We start from the raw sequence: 18,199 nt of genomic DNA on the forward strand, positions 1-18,199 counted from the left end.
CTGTTTTGGAGGAAACAACTGCCATCTATATTATTGGATATCTTAGCGGTCTTTTTCAGTGGAAAAACGAACAGGGTCATTGTATTGTTCCTGAAGTTCGAGCATATTTGCTTTTAGTTCGGTTACAATAGAGTCGTATTCGCTTTGCCCGTATAGGTTGTTCATTTCAGTTGGGTCGTTTTGTATGTCATAGAGTTCCCAAGCGTCGATGTCGTTATAGAAGTGTATCAGTTTGTAGCGTTCGGTACGGATGCCATAATGCCGCTTTACCATATGTTCAGCCGGATATTCGTAGAAGTGATAGTAAAGTGCTTTACGCCAGTCAGCAGGCTTTTCACCTTTAAGCAGAGGGAGTAGGGATACACCCTGAATGTCGTTGGGAATAGGAGCACCTGCCAGTTCGAGGAAGGTGGGGGCATAGTCGATATTTTGTACCAGTTGTGGAATGTCACCACGTGTTTTGAAATCGGATGGTAGGTGCATGACGAGCGGTGTACGCATAGATTCTTCGTACATAAAACGTTTGTCGAACCATCCGTGTTCGCCCATGTAGAAGCCTTGGTCAGAAGTATAGACTACTAGTGTATTATCGAGTAGGCTATTTGCTTCCAGATAATCAAGTACACGGCCAACATTATCATCTAGTGATTTTACGACTTTGGCGTAGTCGCGCATATAGCGTTGAAATTTCCATTCTGCCAGTTCTTTGCCTTGGGGATTCTTGCGGTAAAAGTCTTCAATAATTGGGTTGTAGAAGTCGTCCCAAGCTTTCCGTTGTGCGGGGTTCATACGGCCAAGGAAACTTTCGTAAAGAGCTTTAAGCCGACTGTCTTTCCCTTCTTTCAGCATTTTAAGATCGTATATTAGATCCATGTCTTTAACAATACTCATCTCCTGAGATGCTGCCGCAAGACGATTTTCATAATCGTCGTAGAAGTTATTGGGCAGTGGGAATTCTTTGTCTTCGTAAAGATGTAGATTACATGTATCGGCCATCCAGTTGCGGTGGATAGCTTTGTGGTGAATCAGAAGACAGAAAGGCTTTTCTTTATCGCGTTTGTTCTCCATCCAGTCGATGGCATCATCTGTGATGATGTTGGTGATGTAACCTTCCTTTTGGATAGTATCATTATTTTGAGTGATAAAATTGGGATTGTAGTAATCACCTTGTCCGGGTACTACTTCCCAATAGTCAAATCCGGAAGGAAGGCTTTCCAAATGCCATTTGCCTACGACGGCCGTCTGATAGCCGGCTTTCTGGAGTAGCTTGGGGAAAGTTTGCTGAGCACTGTCGAAAACACAAGTCGTATTATCATAGAACTTGTTGGCACAAGAATGTTTGCCTGTGAGCATACAAGCACGGCTGGGGCCACTAAGCGAGTTGGCAACAAAACTGTTAGTGAAACGAACACCGTCGCGAGCAATGCGATCGAGGTTGGGAGTTTCGATGTTACGTGTATCGTAGCAACTCATCATCTGAGCTGTGTGGTCATCGGTCATGATGTAGACGATGTTGTAGGGCTTAGATACCTTGTCGGATTGCTGGCATGCTGAAAACATGGAGGCTACAGTGGCTATTCCGAAAAGCGGGTAGAGAGAATGATTCATAATATATTGTTTTGATAATGATCGTTTGATTATAAGTAGTAAAAGGCTACTGACATGTAGCTTCATGTCCGACTAATGTTATTCCAATCTCTTCCATTTCTACAATAGCGGGTTTATCGTCGGGAGTGGTAGCTTCCAGTTTAATGAAACGGGCTGTTTCCTCTTGTTCGAACTGTACTGTTTGAGGTAGAGGATTGTGCATAATATTACTGAATTCTCCATGTTGGAGAATTCTTTTCCAGTTCTTCCCATCTAAACTGGTGGAAAAATTGTACCGATAAGCCATTGTTGGTTTAGCCTGTTCATTTAAGGGGGCGTATGTGAATCCTTTTAGTGACACAGTCTTTCCTAAATCAATCACTAATGGTTGTTCAGAGAGGCTTTTCCAAGATGTTCGGGGCAGATTATTCCAAGAAACAGTTGTTTGTTGCTCGCCGATAGCTGGGGCATAATAGGCTGCCACATTGTTAATGCGTGCTTCCAAGCGCGAACTTTTTATACTGATTTTTAAAGCAGTTGCTTCTATGTCAGAGAAGCGGATCATCCGTTTATAGCCGACAGTAGTGCCTTTTCCTATCGGTTGCCATATTCCGTTTACTAAAGCTTCTACTTCAAATTCTTCTACTCGTTGACCATGTGTTATGTCTTCTTGTAGCAGGACTATGTTTATTTTTGATTCGGGTTTTAATTTATATATGCATGTTGAGTCATTTCCCGTTTTCCATAAGGCTTGTCCATTTAATACTGCATTGTTTGAGAAAACTTGTTGGCGGTAGGCTGCAAATTCTTTTAAACGGGCGATGTCTGCTTCGTGTATCAATCCACGTTTATCGGGAGGAATGTTGAGTAGTAATACAGAATTATAACCGACCGATTGGAAATATATATCAGTCAGATGTTTCAGACTTTTCACCTTTTCATTCTCGTTTTCGTGCCAAAACCATCCTGGGCGGATTGATACATCTACTTCAGAAGGATACCAGAAAAGTTCGGTTGCATTGTCCAACATGTTTCTACTACCCAAGTCTGTAGCTTGGTTGTATATTCCTAAACGTTTGTTGTTGGCTTTCGAACGTTCATAGATGCCTGGTGTCAGGACGGTTGCACTCCATTCTGTTTCTCGTCCGATTCCTTTTTCGTTACCTACCCAACGGACATCGTCTCCCATAATAGCCATTACGGCCTTGGGTTGCAGACGCTGGATGGTTTTGTAGAAGGCATCCCAGTCGTATATTTGTTTTTTTCCGTTGGGTCCTTCTCCGTTGGCTCCATCAAACCAGACTTCATGCACTTCACCGTAGTTGGTCAGTAATTCAGTCAGTTGCTCTATAAAGAATTGGTTATAGCGTGGTGAGTCGCCATAACATTCGGCATTTCGGTCCCAAGGCGAAAGATAAATACCAAGCTTCATATCGTATTTGCTACAGGCATCACGTAATTCTTTTACGACATCACCCTTGCCGTTTTTCCAAGGAGAGGATGCTACCGAATGCTGGGTTGTTTGGGTAGGCCATAGGCAAAAGCCGTCGTGATGTTTGGCTGTAAGTAATACCATTTTGAATCCGGCTTCTTTCAGGTTTTGTACCCATTGTTCGGCATCTAATTCTGTAGGATTGAATAAAGCCGGATCCTCTGTCCCGTTTCCCCATTCGCGTCCGGTAAATGTGTTTATACCGAAGTGAAGGAACGCGGTCAGTTCCATTTTTTGCCATTCCAGTTGTTGGGGGGAAGGGACGAGGCGGGCAGCTATTGATACTTTCTGTTCTAGGGTTGCATTAGGGGGGAAACTTACATGTTTTATATACAATGTAGTATCTTGTTGAGCATGTCCAGTCAAAGTAAAAATGCTCAATAGGCAAGAAGCTAGAATAGATTTCGATAAATGACGTCGGGGGGTAAGTGTATTTTTGCTCATAGCTACAATAGTTTTTAAGGTTAAGAAGGCTGAATCACAGACTTACTTCATCGTTGAGGCGGTCTCATGCAATATCTATAAAAATAGTTAAGCACAGATTACACACTTATTCATCGTAGGAAATAACAAACCATTTGATAAGTAGTGTGTATTCTGTGCTTAAAATGAACAGCTTTTTGAGATGTCATTAAAAGGGGCTGATTATTATATCTTTAGCGGAAAGAGTGGGATTCAAACCCACGGAACAGCAAAAGCCGTTCGCCGGATTTCGAGTCCGGTCCATTCGATCACTCTGGCATCTTTCCTTCCTTTTGACGGTGCAAAGGTAAGATTTTCTTTTATTCGTTATACTTTTCCAGCTGTTTTTTTACGATTTTCTTTTCACTTTCTGCCTTACGAGCGCTAAATCGAATCTTTGGTGAAGAAGGGCAGACTTAAAGCTTGTAAAAGACCGGAATGAACTTTTTGGCAAAAATGTTGTTCTTTTTTTAAGATAATCTATATATTTGTTGCAAATTCTTAAACATTTAGAGTTATGAAAAAGTTTTTTGGTGTATTTTTAGTGGCTATCTGCTGCCTGGCTATGGCTACGCCTGCGCAAGCGCAACTGTTGAAGTGGGGTCTTAAAGGCGGTGTGAACATGGCAAAGATAGACTGGAGTGGCGGATATGAAGGAAATAAGGATAATAGTACAGGTTTCTTTATTGGTCCGATGGCTGAGTTTACTATTCCGGTAATTGGTTTGGGCATTGACGGTGCGTTGATGTATTCACAACGGGGAGATGAATATAAACAGCAAGGCATTGAAATTCCCGTTAATCTGAAGTATACGATTGGCTTGGGTAGTATGTTGGGTGTATATGTAGCTGCCGGACCGGACTTTTTCTTTAATTTCAAAGATACTAAATGGGAAGGTTTTGATACGAAAGCTACACAAGTAGGTTTGAATATCGGTGCTGGTGTGAAGCTCATTCAACATCTGCAGATCGGTGTAAATTACCAGATTCCTTTGGGAGATAGTTTTTCTTTCGAAGAGGCTGGCAAAGCTATTGGTGATGGAAAAACGAAGACCTGGCAGATTTCATTAGCTTATCTTTTCTAAGAAATATATTTTCTCTTATTGAGGAGGGTGTATCAAAATTTAGGATGATTGGAGAAAGCAGTTTCCTAATTTGATACACCCTCTTTCTGTCTTTTTGTCGTATCTTTGTCGGCACGATGGAAAAGTTTGTCGATGTCATATTGCCTTTGCCCTTGAATGCCTGTTTCACGTATGCCCTGCCGCCCGATATGGACGAGGAGGTGCAGATAGGCTGTCGGGTGGTGGTCTCCTTCGGTAAGAAGAAGTTCTATACCGGCATTGTGCGCAATGTGCACTATCTGAAGCTGCAGGATTATGAGGTAAAGGACGTGTCGGCCGTGCTCGATACGCAGCCTGTGCTGCTTCCGCTCCAGTTCAAGTTCTGGGAGTGGCTGGCCGATTATTATCTTTGTACGCAGGGCGATGTCTATAAGGCTGCCTTGCCTTCGGGCCTGAAGCTGGAGAGTGAGACGGTGGTGGAGCTTAATCCGGACTTTGAGGCGACCGAACCTTTGACCGAACGCGAACAGAAAGTCTTTGACCTGCTTACTGCCGACCCCGAACAGACCGTGACCCGGTTGGAGAAAGACAGCGGGCTGAAGAACATCCTGTCGGTCGTGAAGTCGTTGCTTGAGAAAGATGCACTATTTGTAAAGGAAGAACTGAAGCGCACCTATAAGCCCAAGACCGAGACCCGTGTACGCCTGACCGAAGCAGCCCGCAACGAACGGCGGCTGCACTTCTTCTTCGACGAACTGCAACGGCGGGCACCGAAGCAGCTGGACTTGCTGATGAAGTACATCGAACTGTCGGGTTGCCTGGGTGGCCGGACGGTGAAGGAGGTGCCGAAGGCTGAACTGTTGCAGCGTTCAGGCGCTACGCCTGCCGTTTTCAACGCGCTGGTGGAAAAAGGCGTGTTCGAGGTATATCATTACGAAGTGGGCCGTCTCGATACGGTTTCCGGCGGAGGAGAGGAGCCGCTGAACGCACTGAACGTGCATCAGCAGCGGGCTTATGACGAGATTCTGGCTTCGTTCCGGCAGAAGAATGTCTGTCTGCTGCACGGAGTCACCTCCAGCGGCAAGACCGAGATTTATATCCACCTGATCGAACAGGTCATCCGGCAGGGCAGGCAGGTGCTCTATCTGCTTCCCGAAATAGCTCTTACCACTCAGATTACCGAACGGCTGAAGCGGGTGTTCGGTTCGCGTCTGGGCATCTATCACTCCAAGTTCCCTGATGCCGAACGGGTGGAAGTTTGGCAAAAACAGTTGTCCGAGCATCCTTACGACATTATTCTCGGTGTGCGTTCGTCTCTCTTTCTGCCTTTCCAGCGGTTGGGGCTGGTAATTGTCGATGAGGAGCACGAGAATACTTATAAGCAGCAAGATCCGGCTCCCCGTTATCATGCCCGCAACGCGGCTATTGTATTGGCGTCGATGTACGGAGCAAAGACGTTGCTGGGTACCGCTACGCCCAGTGTGGAGAGTTGGTACAATGCCACCGAGGGCGGTAAATATGCGTTGGTTGAACTGAAAGAAAGATACAAGGAACTGCAACTGCCCGAAATCATCCCCGTTGACATCAAGGAGTTGCAGCGGAAGAAGCGCATGAACGGCCCCTTTTCGCCTTTGCTGCTTCAGTACATGCACGAGGCGCTCGATCGGAAAGAACAGGTGATTCTTTTCCAGAACCGACGGGGCTTTGCGCCTATGATAGAGTGTCATACGTGCGGTTGGGTACCGAAATGCAAGAACTGCGATGTCAGTCTGACCTATCATAAGGGACTGAACCAGCTGACCTGCCATTATTGCGGATATACGCAGCCTGTTCCGCGTCAGTGTCCGGCCTGCGAAGGAGTCGATTTGCGCAACCGCGGCTTCGGCACCGAGAAGATCGAGGACGACGTGAAGGTTCTTTTCCCCGAAGCCCGTGTGGCGCGTATGGACCTGGATACGACCCGTACCCGTTCGGCTTACGAACGCATCATCCACGATTTTCAGCAGGGGCGTACAGACATTCTTATCGGTACGCAGATGGTTTCCAAGGGACTGGATTTCGATCATGTCAGTGTGGTGGGCATCCTCAATGCCGATACGATGCTCAACTATCCCGACTTCCGTGCCTACGAGCGTGCCTTTCAGCTGATGGCGCAGGTAGCCGGTCGTGCCGGTCGGAAGAATGGACGGGGCAGGGTGGTACTGCAGACCAAGAGCATCGATCATCCCATCATCCCGCAAGTGATGCACAACGATTTCGAGGGAATGGTGGCTGGGCAGTTGGCCGAACGTCAGATGTTCCGCTATCCGCCCTATTATCGCTTGGTGTATGTCTATCTGAAGAACCGCAACGAGCAGTTGCTCGACCTGATGGCTCAGACGATGGCTGCCAAACTCCGTGCCGTGTTCGGCGCGCGGGTGTTGGGACCCGACAAACCTCCCGTGGCCCGCATTCAGACGCTGTTCATCCGTAAGATTGTGGTGAAAATCGAGATGAATGCTTCGATGGCCCGTGCCCGCCAGTTGCTTGTACAGGTGCAGCGCGAGATGGTGGCCGAGGATCGCTTCAAGTCGCTCATCGTTTACTACGACGTAGATCCGATGTAAGATTTATTTCCCTTTTTGATGTACACTTGTCATCCGTTTGTGGGACACTTGTACGGCTCGCGAGCCGTGCAAGTGTGGCTCGTGAGCGACACTTGTGTCTCTCGCAAGCGATACTTGTGTGGCTTGTGAAGCCTCTAAAATGACCTTTCATTTGCTATAAATTGACTTTCCGGAAACCTCCTTTCATCCTTCACCTTTCACCGGAAGAGGTTGATATACAATGGAATGTGGTGAAAGATGAAGATTCACGCCCATTCAATGAAAAAATTGTTACCTTTGCACGCGAATGGCATGTGCCGATGTAAACAATGATTGCAATGGAAACAGACAGTAAGAAACAGCAACCGAAACATAAGATTTTGTTCGTCTGCCTGGGTAACATCTGCCGCTCTTCTTCGGCCGAAGGAGTGATGAGGCATTTGGTGGAAGAAGCAGGACTGGAGGAACAGTTTGTGATAGATTCAGCGGGTATTTTAAGTTATCATCAGGGCGAGTTGCCCGACCCGCGTATGCGTGCCCATGCCATCCGGCGCGGTTACAACCTGACGCACCGTTCGCGTCCTGTCCGTACCAGCGACTTCTACGATTTCGACCTGATAATCGGTATGGACGACCGCAACATCGAAGACTTGAAGGAACGTGCTCCCTCGGTAGAAACCGAGCGCAAAATACGCCGCATGACGGACTATTGCACCCGCTTTACGCATGCTGACTACGTGCCCGATCCCTATTACGGCGGTGCCGAAGGTTTCGAATATGTGCTCGACTTGCTGGAGGATGCCTGCGCCGGGCTGCTTGAGGATTTGAAAATTGATAATTGAGAATGGAGAATTGAAAATTATTAATTAATGGGAGGAAACTCTTCCCCATTATCCATTCTCAATTATCCATTCTCCATTATCCATGGTACACGTCGTGATAGTGTCGCTTCTCGGCATTCAGACTACAAGTAGCGTCTATGCCGACTTGTTGTAGCTGGTTTGTGAGCTGGTTCAGTTGAGTGCGGGGCACACGGCCGATGTAAAACAGACGGTAGCGGTATGTACTGTCCAGCACCTCCATGATGTGTGTGGCGTTGGGCTCGCGGGCAAAGTCGAAGTTCACTTTCAGCACGTCGTCGTAAGCGTAGTGTATTTCACGTCCGGCGCTGACGATGGTCAGACGGTCGGTTTCCAGCTTCAGATAGCAGAAACGCGTCTGGAGCAGATACATGCAGTAAAGACTCATCCCGAAGAATACGATGGGCAGCAGGATGCCTGCGGGCAGACTAAGGGTGGTGGTGTAGAACCCCATGCCGAGGCAAATCACAAAAAGAATGAAATACCAGAACATGTAGAGCGACATGCGCTTGTAGGTTGCAGGCTCAGGACGGCGGGTAACTGGCCGGTTTCCCATCCGGCAGTTTTCGAAAGGAATGCCGCGTGAAAGCAGGAAGTGTATCAGAGCCGTGGGGTGCTGGCGCAGGTGCACAATCAGTGCTTTTTCTTCGCCCGACTTCAGTAATAGGGTCAGGATGCCCGATCCGTACAGGTTGGTCTTACTGTGTTTTTCCGGTTGCGGCGTATAGCGTTGCATGAATCGGAAGCTGCTGATTTCTTCCACTCGTATGTCGTTCTTTTGCAGGAAGCTCGTGGCTCGTTTTTCTTCTTGGATAGTGGCTTTCATGGTCTTGGTATTATGAGGGTTCAACGTCTATTTCTTCAGTTCGGGATAGCTGATGCGGGTGTGATACATCGTCTTCAGCTTTTCTTTGAATACGGCTTTCACGGTGGCGATGTCCTTGAAGGTGATGGGGCATTCCTTGAAGTAGCCATCTTCTACCTGCGAATCGATGATTTTCTCTACCAGATTGCTGATGCTTTCTTCGGTATATTCGGGCAAGCTGCGTGAAGCGGCTTCTACCGAGTCGGCCATCATTAGAATGGCCTGTTCCTTGGTGAACGGATTAGGACCCGGATAGGTGAAAAGTTCGTCGTTGGGTTCCTCGTTGGGATGCTCGTTTTTCCACGAGATGTAGAAGTATTTTGTCTTTCCGCGTCCGTGGTGGGTCGATATAAACTCTTTGATTACTTTGGGCAGATTGTTCTTTTCGGCCAGTTTCAGTCCACCCGTTACATGACTGATAACTACCTGTGCGCTTTGTTCGTAACTCAGGTTCTTGTGCGGATTGATTCCTCCGGACTGGTTTTCGGTAAAGAATACCGGATTCTCCATTTTACCGATGTCGTGATATAAGGCTCCTGTACGTACCAGCTGGCTTTTGGCGCCGATGCGGTTGGCGGCTTCGGCAGCCAGGTTGGCTACCTGCATGGAGTGCTGGAAGGTGCCGGGTACGGTTTCGGACATACGCCGTAGCAGACTGTTGTTGATGTTCGACAGTTCGACCAGTGTGACGTTGGACGTGAAACCGAATGTCTTTTCCAGTAAGAAAAGCAACGGATAGGTGAACAGCAGCAGTATGCCGTTGATGATGAAGTAAGTATACATGCTACCGTTCAGTTTCGACAGGTCGTTTTCGGTTATCAGTTCGAAAGCAAAGTATACGGTAGCATAAGTCAGAATGACCAGCAAGGCTGTCTTGAACAGCTGCGAGCGTTGCGACAATTCACGCAGACTGTAGATGGCCACCATACCTGCAGATATCTGAAGCAAAATGAACTCGTGAGGGTAGCGCAAGCAGATGGAGCAGATCAGGATGGTTACCACATGAGTAAGGAAAGCCGTACGTGAGTCGAGGAATACCCGAATGATGATGGGCAACATGGCGTAAGGCAGGATGTAGACATTGAAGATGTTGTTGGCTACCATGATGGCCGTGATGACGCAATAGAACATGATAAGTGTGAAGAGCAACGACTGGCTGCCCTTGCGCAGATAGTAGTCTTTGCGGAACAGGTCGAGATAGAGCATGAAACAGAGCATGAAGATGCTGACAAACAGAATCTGTCCGCTCAGCATCAGACGTTTCTGTCCTACCGATTCGCTGCGTTGGATGGATTCTTTGCGCAGACTTTCCAGTATGTTGTAGGTTTCCTGGTCGACAATCTCACCCCGGTCGATGATTTTCTGTCCGCTCAGTACGATGCCGTTGGCCCAGGAGTAGTTGTTGAGCACTTCTTTCCGTGCGCTCTCCGTACGTTCCTGGTCGTAGGTAAGGTTAGGCAACAGATATTCGTTGAGCGAGCATTGACGCAGAAGGTCGCGGCGATAGTGCACGGTGTCGGCGTTCATCAGGTAGGCATAGGCGCTTTTTACCGAAAACAGCTTGTCGGTATTGCGCTGTTGGGCCAGTTTGTCGTCGATAATCATGATGGCAGCCGTGCTGTCTTGACGGAGCTGTTCAAGATTGTCAGTCGATAGTATGCCGGCACTGTAGACTTCAGTCAGCTTTTTCTCCAGATGGCGGAGATAGTCGGACGAAGGCAGAATATCTCGCAAATGGTGCTGATAATCGTTCTTCAGCTTGTTGATGGCAGCCTGGCCGATGCTGTTGTCTACCTGATAGTAAGGCTGGAAGTTGGCCAGTATGCTGTCTTGCTCGTGTTTCACTACCTTATCATCCTTGTAGATGGGAAAGTCGAAGGTAGCCATCAGTTGGCCGTACTTCCACGGTTTGTCAATATCAAACTGGTAGTTGAATTTGCCGTCGCGGGGCAGAAAGTATACAATAAGGGCGACAGTACCGATGAAAATCAGTGCTCTATATAGCAAATTTCTGTAGAGTCGGGTCTGTTTCTCGTTGAAATAGCTCATAATGCTTGAATTTTTTGCGAAAAGTACAAAAAAAAACAATAGTGTGGAAAAAAAGGCTTAATTTTGCCATCTAAATTATTTATAAGTAAGGAAGATTATGACAGAAAGAAGAGTCAGAGTCCGTTTTGCTCCAAGTCCAACGGGCGCATTGCACATCGGAGGTGTGCGTACTGCTTTATATAACTACCTCTTTGCACGCCAGCATGGAGGCGATCTCATTTTTCGTATAGAAGATACTGACAGCAACCGCTTTGTGCCGGGTGCCGAGGAATATATTTTAGAGTCTTTCAAGTGGTTGGGCATTCCCTTCGACGAGGGAGTTAGCTTCGGCGGAAACTACGGTCCTTATCGTCAGTCGGAACGTCGCGATATTTACAAGAAATATGTGCAGGTGTTGCTCGATGCCGGCAAGGCTTATATCGCTTTCGATACTCCCGAAGAACTGGAAGCAAAGCGTAAGGAGATTCCTAACTTCCAGTATGACGCTTCGACCCGTATGCAGATGCGCAATTCGCTCACGATGCCTAAGGAAGAGGTAGATGCCTTGATTGCCGACGGCAAGCAATACGTAGTTCGCTTCCGGATTGAACCGAACGAAGACGTGCATGTGAACGACCTTATCCGTGGTGAAGTTGTCATCAATTCCTCGATTCTTGACGATAAAGTACTCTACAAGTCTGCTGACGAATTGCCTACTTATCACCTGGCCAATATTGTGGACGACCATCTGATGGAAGTGTCGCATGTGATCCGTGGTGAAGAGTGGTTGCCTTCTGCTCCTTTGCACGTATTGCTTTACCGTGCTTTCGGATGGGAAGATACGATGCCCCAGTTCGCTCATCTGCCTCTGTTGCTGAAGCCTGAAGGCAACGGTAAACTGAGTAAGCGCGATGGTGATCGTCTGGGATTCCCGGTATTCCCGCTGGAGTGGCACGATCCGAAGACGGGCGAAGTGTCGTCGGGTTATCGCGAGTCAGGCTATCTGCCCGAAGCAGTCATCAACTTCCTTGCTTTGCTGGGATGGAACCCCGGTAACGATCAGGAGCTGATGTCGATGGATGAGCTGGTGAAGCTGTTCAACCTGAGTCATTGCAGCAAGTCGGGTGCGAAGTTCGACTATAAGAAAGGTATCTGGTTTAACCATGAATATATTTTGCGCAAGTCCGACGAAGAAATTGCACAGTTGTTCAAGCCGGTTCTGGCAGACAATGGTGTTGATGTCAGCAAGTATTCTGATGAATATCTGACGAAAGTGGTTTCTTTGGTGAAGGGCCGTGTGAACTTCGTGAAGGAACTTTGGGCACAGGCCGCTTTCTTCTTTGTTGCACCTGCCACTTATGCAGAAAAGGATGTAAAGAAACGCTGGTCGGAAGATACTCCCCGCATTATGGGTGAATTGATGGAAGTATTGCGTGGCATCGAAGACTTTTCGTCGAAACCAGCCGAAGATGTTGTAATAGGCTGGATTACCGAGAAAGGATATCATATGGGCAATGTGATGAATGCTTTCCGTCTGGCTGTCGTAGGCGAATGCAAAGGCCCCCACATGTTCGACATTACAGAACTTCTGGGTAAGGAAGAAACACTGCAACGCATACAGCGTGCGGTAGAAGTGATAGCCTGAGATTTGCTGTATCAACAAGTTGTACCTCTAATTCTTGACTAAATGAGCGTACTTTACAATTTGGCGATTGCCATTTATGATATTCTTGTTCATCTGGATGCTCCGTTCAGCCGCAAGCCTCGGAAGATGATGAAAGGGCATTGGGTGGTGTATGAACTGTTGCGTCAGCAGTTGGACAAGAATGTACGTTATATCTGGTTTCATGCTGCTTCGCTGGGCGAGTTCGAGCAGGGTCGTCCGCTCATCGAGAAGATACGCGAAAAGTATCCCGAATACGGAATCTTGCTGACATTCTTCTCGCCGTCGGGCTATGAAGTGCGCAAGAACTATAGAGGGGCAGACGTAGTTTGTTATCTGCCTTTTGACAAACCTCGTAACGTACGCAAGTTTCTGGATCTGGTAAATCCTTGTATGGCGTTCTTTATCAAGTACGAATTTTGGAAGAATTACTTGGACGAACTGCACAGACGTTGCATTCCGGTGTATAGCGTTTCTTCCATATTCCGCCGCGGACAGATATTCTTCAAGTGGTATGGGGGGACGTATCGCAATGTACTCCGCAACTTCGATCATCTGTTTGTGCAGAACGAACGCTCCAAACGCTATCTGGCCAAGATTGGCATCAATCGTGTAACAGTAGTGGGAGATACCCGTTTCGACCGTGTGCTGCAAATACGCGAGGAAGCGAAAGTGTTGCCGCTGGTTGAGGCGTTTAAGAACAATACCATGACTTTCGTTGCAGGTAGTTCCTGGCAACCCGATGAGGATTTGTTTATTGAATATTTCAATCAGCATCCGGAAATCAAGCTGATTATTGCTCCTCATGTGATTGATGAGAATCATCTGGTAGAGATAATTGGTAAGCTGAAGCGTCCTTATGTGCGCTATACCCGTGCCGATGAAACGAATGTGCGTAAGGCTGACTGTCTGATTATAGACTGCTTCGGCCTGCTTTCGTCTATTTACCGTTATGGTGAGATTGCTTATATTGGCGGCGGTTTTGGGGTAGGCATTCACAATACGCTCGAAGCAGCGGTTTATGGCATTCCCGTTATTTTTGGTCCCAAGTATCAGAAGTTTCAGGAAGCTATTCAGCTGATCGAGTCAAAAGGTGCTTACTCAATCAAGAACTATGAGGAACTGAAAGCGTTGCTTGACCGTCTGCTTACCGACGAAAAGTTCTTGAAAGAGACTGGTGCGAATGCCGGACAATATGTGACGGGTAATGCCGGTGCAACGGATAAGATATTGGGAATGATTAATTTCTGATTTTCCCAACTTTATATTTTAATGGTTTTCAGCCGCCTCTGGGCATGTTGCCGGAGGCGGCTGAAAAAGTATTTTTAGGTATGGAATAACAAGCTTGTGGTTATTCTTTATACCATTGTGAGTACATCAGGTAATTGTGGGCTATCTTCTGGTTCAGCTCTTTGGCCTGTTCGGGGTCTACTTTCTTGATGAATTTGGCGGGTACTCCTCCCCAGATACTTCCCGGTTCGATGACTGTGTTGCTCAATACCAGAGAGCCGGCGGCAACGATGGCGCCTTCGCCTACTACTGCGTGATCCAGGATAGTGGCTCCCATGCCTACCAGAGCATAGTCTTTGATGGTTGCTCCGTGGATTGTGACGTTATGGCCTACAGAAACATGGTCTCCGATTTCGATGGTCGATTTTTCGTACAGCGTATGCAGTACGCTACCATCCTGGATATTGACTCCATTACCGATACGGATGGAATTGACATCTCCTCGTAGGACGGCGTTGAACCACACACTACAGTCACGCCCCATTTTTACATCGCCGACGATGGTGGCATTGTCGGCCAAAAAACAATTTTCTCCAATTTCGGGTGTAAATCCTCTTACTGATTTTATTAATGCCATATTTTTAGTTTTTATTATGTGATTGACAGATTGATGTGCTTAAATTGCTTGGCAAGCGTTCTTTAACCATTGGCATTCGTCTTCATCAAGAAGTGGCGAAAGTTTTTCGTATACTGTATGGTGATAATCATTCAGCCAGTTGACTTCTTCGGTAGTTAACAATGACTTAATAATGCCTTTCGTACAGATAGGACATAGGGTCACAGTCTCGAACTTGAGATAGTTGCCGAACATGCCCTCGCCTGCCGGTACGGTCAGTACCAGATTTTCGGTTCGTATGCCGTGGCTTCCGGCTTTGTAGACTCCAGGTTCGTTCGAAGTAAGCATGCCGACGTGCAGGGTGACAGGGTTTTCGTTCATCCGGATGCTTTGCGGTCCTTCATGCACATTCAGGAAATGTCCTACCCCATGACCTGTCCCGTGGAGGAAGTTCATGTGATGCTGCCATATCGGCATACGAGCCAGTACGTCCAATTGGGCTCCTCGTGTTCCTTCGGGGAAAACGGCCATGGCCAATGCGATATGTCCTTTCAGGATGAGGGTGTAGTCGGTCTTTTCTTCTTCGGTCAGTTCGCCCAGTGCAATGGTACGGGTAATGTCGGTTGTTCCGTCCAGGTACTGTGCCCCCGAATCCAGCAGTAAGAACCCTTCGGGCTTGAGAACAACGTCCGTTTCCGGTGTAGCTTCGTAATGAACGATGGCGCCGTGTTCTTTATAGCCGGCGATGGTATCGAAGCTCTCGCCGATGTAGAGGGGTTGAGCGGCCCGGAGTTCATGCAGTTTTTTATCGATGCTGATTTCGGTTTCCTTGCCGGTCGGTACGGCTGTCTCAAGCCATTTCAGGAATTTGACAAGAGCTACGCCGTCCTTTAACATAGCCGAACGTATTCCGCTTATCTCCTGTTCGTTTCGGATTGCTTTTAGCAGACTTACAGGGGAAGGGCCGGTTACAATCGTACATTCCGGAGCGATAGCCGAATAGACCGAATAATTGGTTTTGGATGGCTCTGCCAGTATGCTTGTGTTGTTCAGCTGCTTCAGGAATTGCTCGATTTCATTATAAGAATGTATTTCTATCTTGCTGTGATGGAGGTATGCTGCAAGTTCTTTGGTTACTTTCTCTGGTTCGATAAAGAAATGTACACTATCCTGTCCTATTAATAAATAGCTGATAACAACGGGGTTGCAGTGTACGTCGTTCCCGCGGATATTGAGTGTCCAGGCTATCTCGTCCAAAGCTGTGAGCAGAATGTACTTTGCACCGTCTTTTAGGATAGCCTTACGGATAGTCTCTATTTTCTCTTCGCAGCTTTTTCCTGCATAACAGATGTCGTAGATAAAAGCTGGGGTGTTTGGGATGGATGGACGATCTGTCCACAGTTCCTCCATGGGATCGGCAATGGCTTTGATAGAAATATTTGCTTCGGCCAATTCTTTTTCCAGTAAAGCAACTTGTGTGGCAGAAAACATTTTGCCGTCAATACCTACTGTCTCTTCGGTTTTTAGGTGAGCAGACAGAAATGCCGGTATGGAGGGAGTTTCTGGCAGCATTTCTTTATATAATACTATTTCAGTACCTTCTAACTGTTGTGCCGCCTGTAAAAAGTAACGGGAGTCGGTCCATAAACCGGCTTCATGGTGAGTTATGACCACTGTGCCAGCTGATCCTGTGAATCCCGAGATCCATTTTCTCGATTCCCAGTGTGGGGCTACATATTCACTTAAGTGTGGGTCGGTACTTGGAATGATGAAGGCTGCTATGCCTTCTTTTTCCATAATAGTTCGGAGCGCTTTAATACGCAGATTGGTGTTCGGATTCATATTGCGTACATATTATATATAAAAGGGATGATTTTTCACCAAAGTTACTTACTTTCTTTTAATAATTCAACTTTGGTGGGCTTAAGTTGTGTTGAATCGAAGAGAGGAGAGTTCATTTCGTCGGTTTTCTGTATTTGGGAATCGGGAGTCTTTGGGTTGATAGCTTTGAAGAATGACTAGCTTGTTGCTGTTGGAAAAACATGATTTTCAGTCTTATTCTATGATTTTTCTTCGGAATGTTTTGTGAATAAAGAAAGTATGTGTATTTTTGCGGCTCGAATTAATCGTGAGATTTTTAACCTATTAACAACTAAAAAACAAAAAAATGATTGTAGTACCTGTAAAAGAAGGCGAAAACATTGAAAAAGCGCTGAAGAAGTTCAAAAGAAAATTTGAAAAGACTGGCATTATTAAGGAATTAAGAAACAGACAACAATTCGACAAACCGTCTGTAATTAAGAGACTTAAGAAAGAACATGCCGTTTATGTTCAAAAACTTCAGCAAGTAGAGGATTAATAATTCGTAAATTCCTTTGAAGTATTGAATTCTTTTCATACATTCGTTGCATGAATTATTGATGTAGCGATATGTTGTTGATAGATGCTTTTATAGAATATTTGCGGTATGAGCGGAATTATTCGGCGGGGACAGTAGCCTATTATAAAGCTGATATCCAAGAACTGCAAGATTTTATAGAAGAAAAAGTCGGAGACTTGACTCCTTCGGAAGTAGATGCGGAACTTATCCGTGAATGGGTGATAAGCTTGATGGATAAAGGGCTTCTTGCTTCTACGATCAACCGAAAGTTGAGTTCGCTCAGATCTTATTACAAGTTTCTGCTCCGCAAAGGAGAAGTGGATTCTGATCCGCTGCGAAGAGTGGTGGCTCCTAAAAAGAAGAAGGTCTTGCCTGTCTTTTTAAAGGAGAGTGATATGGATCGTGTGTTGGATGATACGGATTTCGGTGAAGGATTTAAAGGTTGTCGGGACCGCTTGGTTATAGAAATGTTCTATGTAACAGGAATGCGTCTCGCCGAACTGATCGGACTCGATGATGGAGATGTTGATTTTTCTCTTTCTCAGATTAAAGTGACGGGAAAAAGAAATAAGCAACGCTTGATCCCTTTTGGCGAAGAGCTGAAGGTGATGATGTCCGAGTATGTCAACAAGAGAAATGAGGTAGCGCCGGTTCGGTCGAATGCTTTTTTTATTCGCGAAAACGGTGAACGTCTTTCTCGGAGTTTCGTTACCAACCTTGTGAAACGAACTCTTTCAAAGGTAGTTGCTATAAAGAAAAGGAGTCCACACGTGCTGCGGCATACTTTTGCGACAACGATGCTGAATCATGATGCAAAGTTAGTTGCGATTAAAGAATTGCTGGGGCATGAAAGTTTGGCGACGACTGAGGTTTATACGCATACTACATTTGAGGAGCTAAAAAAAGTGTATAACCAGGCTCATCCTCGGGCCTAAATAAAAAAGGAGGTAACTATGGAAGTAAGAATTCAATCAATTCACTTTGATGCGTCAGAGCAATTGCAGGCTTTTATTCAGAAGAAAGCTGCTAAGTTGGAGCGATTTTACGATGATATACAGAAAGTAGAGGTGTCATTAAAGGTAGTTAAACCAGAAACTGCAGAAAATAAGGAAGCTGGTGTTAAAGTGCTGGTTCCGAATGGCGAATTTTATGCAAATAAAGTTTGCGACTCTTTCGAAGAAGCGGTAGACCTGTGTTTGGATGCTTTGGAAAAGCAGCTGGTTAAGTACAAGGAAAAACAACGAAACAAATAAAAATCCGCTAAAATTTTGCGGGTAAAAAATAAATGCCTAAATTTGCAGCCGCTTAGCCTAAGCAAGGATGCAGCGGCTGCATAAAATAAGCCTCTTTAGCTCAGTTGGCCAGAGC

The 18,199-nt window shown here is 46.3% G+C and carries 14 protein-coding genes and 1 tRNA gene; 8 read left to right on the forward strand and 7 right to left on the reverse strand.

All coding sequences use genetic code 11. The annotated features are described in order from the left end of the window. Window positions 1-42: 42 nt before the first annotated feature. The 3 genes from QVP67_RS02235 to QVP67_RS02245 form a co-directional block, all read right to left on the reverse strand. Window positions 43-1,608: a sulfatase family protein gene (locus QVP67_RS02235; RefSeq protein ID WP_288179814.1), complete on the reverse strand. Its 1,566-nt coding sequence runs from the start codon at window positions 1,606-1,608 to the stop codon at window positions 43-45. A 46-nt stretch (window positions 1,609-1,654) separates the two neighbouring features. Beyond that, window positions 1,655-3,523 carry an alpha-L-fucosidase gene (locus tag QVP67_RS02240; protein WP_022161931.1) on the reverse strand — a complete coding sequence of 623 codons (1,869 nt, stop codon included), beginning with the start codon at window positions 3,521-3,523 and terminating at the stop codon, window positions 1,655-1,657. 216 nt (window positions 3,524-3,739) lie between these two features. Further along, window positions 3,740-3,828: transfer RNA gene (locus QVP67_RS02245), tRNA-Ser, on the reverse strand. A gap of 230 nt (window positions 3,829-4,058) precedes the next feature. Between QVP67_RS02245 and QVP67_RS02250 the strand changes: the two genes are divergently transcribed. The 3 genes from QVP67_RS02250 to QVP67_RS02260 all read left to right on the forward strand — a co-directional run bounded on the left by QVP67_RS02250 (window position 4,059) and on the right by QVP67_RS02260 (window position 8,031). Continuing rightward, window positions 4,059-4,625 (forward strand): porin family protein, encoded by a 567-nt coding sequence (locus tag QVP67_RS02250; RefSeq protein ID WP_022161932.1) that lies wholly within the window; start codon window positions 4,059-4,061, stop codon window positions 4,623-4,625. Window positions 4,626-4,741: 116 nt separating this feature from the next. Next, complete coding sequence (priA, locus tag QVP67_RS02255; RefSeq protein ID WP_022161933.1) at window positions 4,742-7,210, forward strand: replication restart helicase PriA; 2,469 nt, start codon at window positions 4,742-4,744, stop codon at window positions 7,208-7,210. A 317-nt stretch (window positions 7,211-7,527) separates the two neighbouring features. After that, entirely contained in the window at window positions 7,528-8,031 is a 504-nt protein-coding gene (locus tag QVP67_RS02260; RefSeq protein ID WP_022161934.1) for a low molecular weight protein-tyrosine-phosphatase, read from the forward strand. 76 nt (window positions 8,032-8,107) lie between these two features. Here QVP67_RS02260 and QVP67_RS02265 read toward each other — a convergent pair whose 3' ends face one another. Beyond that, window positions 8,108-8,875 carry a hypothetical protein gene (locus QVP67_RS02265; RefSeq protein ID WP_022161935.1) on the reverse strand — a complete coding sequence of 256 codons (768 nt, stop codon included), beginning with the start codon at window positions 8,873-8,875 and terminating at the stop codon, window positions 8,108-8,110. Between the two features lie 27 nt (window positions 8,876-8,902). After that, on the reverse strand, window positions 8,903-10,963 hold the full coding sequence (locus QVP67_RS02270) for an HD family phosphohydrolase (protein WP_022161936.1): 2,061 nt from the start codon (window positions 10,961-10,963) through the stop codon (window positions 8,903-8,905). A gap of 97 nt (window positions 10,964-11,060) precedes the next feature. Between QVP67_RS02270 and gltX the strand changes: the two genes are divergently transcribed. Both gltX and QVP67_RS02280 read left to right on the forward strand, forming a co-directional pair. Continuing rightward, the gene (gltX, locus tag QVP67_RS02275) at window positions 11,061-12,587 is read left to right on the forward strand and encodes a glutamate--tRNA ligase (RefSeq protein WP_022161937.1); all 1,527 of its coding nucleotides are present in this window, start codon (window positions 11,061-11,063) and stop codon (window positions 12,585-12,587) included. A gap of 42 nt (window positions 12,588-12,629) precedes the next feature. Next, window positions 12,630-13,856: a 3-deoxy-D-manno-octulosonic acid transferase gene (locus tag QVP67_RS02280; RefSeq protein ID WP_022161938.1), complete on the forward strand. Its 1,227-nt coding sequence runs from the start codon at window positions 12,630-12,632 to the stop codon at window positions 13,854-13,856. 100 nt (window positions 13,857-13,956) lie between these two features. Here QVP67_RS02280 and QVP67_RS02285 read toward each other — a convergent pair whose 3' ends face one another. Together QVP67_RS02285 and QVP67_RS02290 are read right to left on the reverse strand one after the other, a co-directional pair. Next, complete coding sequence (locus tag QVP67_RS02285; protein WP_022161939.1) at window positions 13,957-14,472, reverse strand: gamma carbonic anhydrase family protein; 516 nt, start codon at window positions 14,470-14,472, stop codon at window positions 13,957-13,959. A 39-nt stretch (window positions 14,473-14,511) separates the two neighbouring features. Continuing rightward, entirely contained in the window at window positions 14,512-16,293 is a 1,782-nt protein-coding gene (locus QVP67_RS02290; protein WP_022161940.1) for an aminopeptidase P family protein, read from the reverse strand. Window positions 16,294-16,618: 325 nt separating this feature from the next. Between QVP67_RS02290 and rpsU the strand changes: the two genes are divergently transcribed. The 3 genes from rpsU (at window position 16,619) to hpf (ending at window position 18,084) form a co-directional block, all read left to right on the forward strand. Continuing rightward, window positions 16,619-16,810 carry a 30S ribosomal protein S21 gene (gene rpsU, locus QVP67_RS02295; RefSeq protein WP_022161941.1) on the forward strand — a complete coding sequence of 64 codons (192 nt, stop codon included), beginning with the start codon at window positions 16,619-16,621 and terminating at the stop codon, window positions 16,808-16,810. A 74-nt stretch (window positions 16,811-16,884) separates the two neighbouring features. Next, complete coding sequence (locus QVP67_RS02300; protein WP_288179816.1) at window positions 16,885-17,766, forward strand: tyrosine recombinase XerC; 882 nt, start codon at window positions 16,885-16,887, stop codon at window positions 17,764-17,766. A gap of 18 nt (window positions 17,767-17,784) precedes the next feature. After that, window positions 17,785-18,084 (forward strand): ribosome hibernation-promoting factor, HPF/YfiA family, encoded by a 300-nt coding sequence (gene hpf, locus QVP67_RS02305; protein ID WP_022161943.1) that lies wholly within the window; start codon window positions 17,785-17,787, stop codon window positions 18,082-18,084. Window positions 18,085-18,199: the final 115 nt, after the last annotated feature.

Source organism: Bacteroides sp. CAG:633 (assembly GCF_000435115.1).
Classification (GTDB): domain Bacteria; phylum Bacteroidota; class Bacteroidia; order Bacteroidales; family Bacteroidaceae; genus Bacteroides; species Bacteroides ndongoniae.

Bases quoted from the DNA above. Each gene is read 5' to 3' on its own strand.
- hpf (WP_022161943.1), top strand. From the start codon at position 17,785: ATGGAAGTAAGAATTCAATCAATTCACTTTGATGCGTCAGAGCAATTG.
- QVP67_RS02290 (WP_022161940.1), bottom strand. From the start codon at position 16,293: ATGAATCCGAACACCAATCTGCGTATTAAAGCGCTCCGAACTATTATG.
- QVP67_RS02280 (WP_022161938.1), top strand. From the start codon at position 12,630: ATGAGCGTACTTTACAATTTGGCGATTGCCATTTATGATATTCTTGTT.
- QVP67_RS02285 (WP_022161939.1), bottom strand. From the start codon at position 14,472: ATGGCATTAATAAAATCAGTAAGAGGATTTACACCCGAAATTGGAGAA.
- QVP67_RS02235 (WP_288179814.1), bottom strand. From the start codon at position 1,608: ATGAATCATTCTCTCTACCCGCTTTTCGGAATAGCCACTGTAGCCTCC.
- QVP67_RS02250 (WP_022161932.1), top strand. From the start codon at position 4,059: ATGAAAAAGTTTTTTGGTGTATTTTTAGTGGCTATCTGCTGCCTGGCT.
- rpsU (WP_022161941.1), top strand. From the start codon at position 16,619: ATGATTGTAGTACCTGTAAAAGAAGGCGAAAACATTGAAAAAGCGCTG.
- priA (WP_022161933.1), top strand. From the start codon at position 4,742: ATGGAAAAGTTTGTCGATGTCATATTGCCTTTGCCCTTGAATGCCTGT.
- QVP67_RS02260 (WP_022161934.1), top strand. From the start codon at position 7,528: ATGGAAACAGACAGTAAGAAACAGCAACCGAAACATAAGATTTTGTTC.
- QVP67_RS02240 (WP_022161931.1), bottom strand. From the start codon at position 3,523: ATGAGCAAAAATACACTTACCCCCCGACGTCATTTATCGAAATCTATT.
- QVP67_RS02270 (WP_022161936.1), bottom strand. From the start codon at position 10,963: ATGAGCTATTTCAACGAGAAACAGACCCGACTCTACAGAAATTTGCTA.
- gltX (WP_022161937.1), top strand. From the start codon at position 11,061: ATGACAGAAAGAAGAGTCAGAGTCCGTTTTGCTCCAAGTCCAACGGGC.
- QVP67_RS02265 (WP_022161935.1), bottom strand. From the start codon at position 8,875: ATGAAAGCCACTATCCAAGAAGAAAAACGAGCCACGAGCTTCCTGCAA.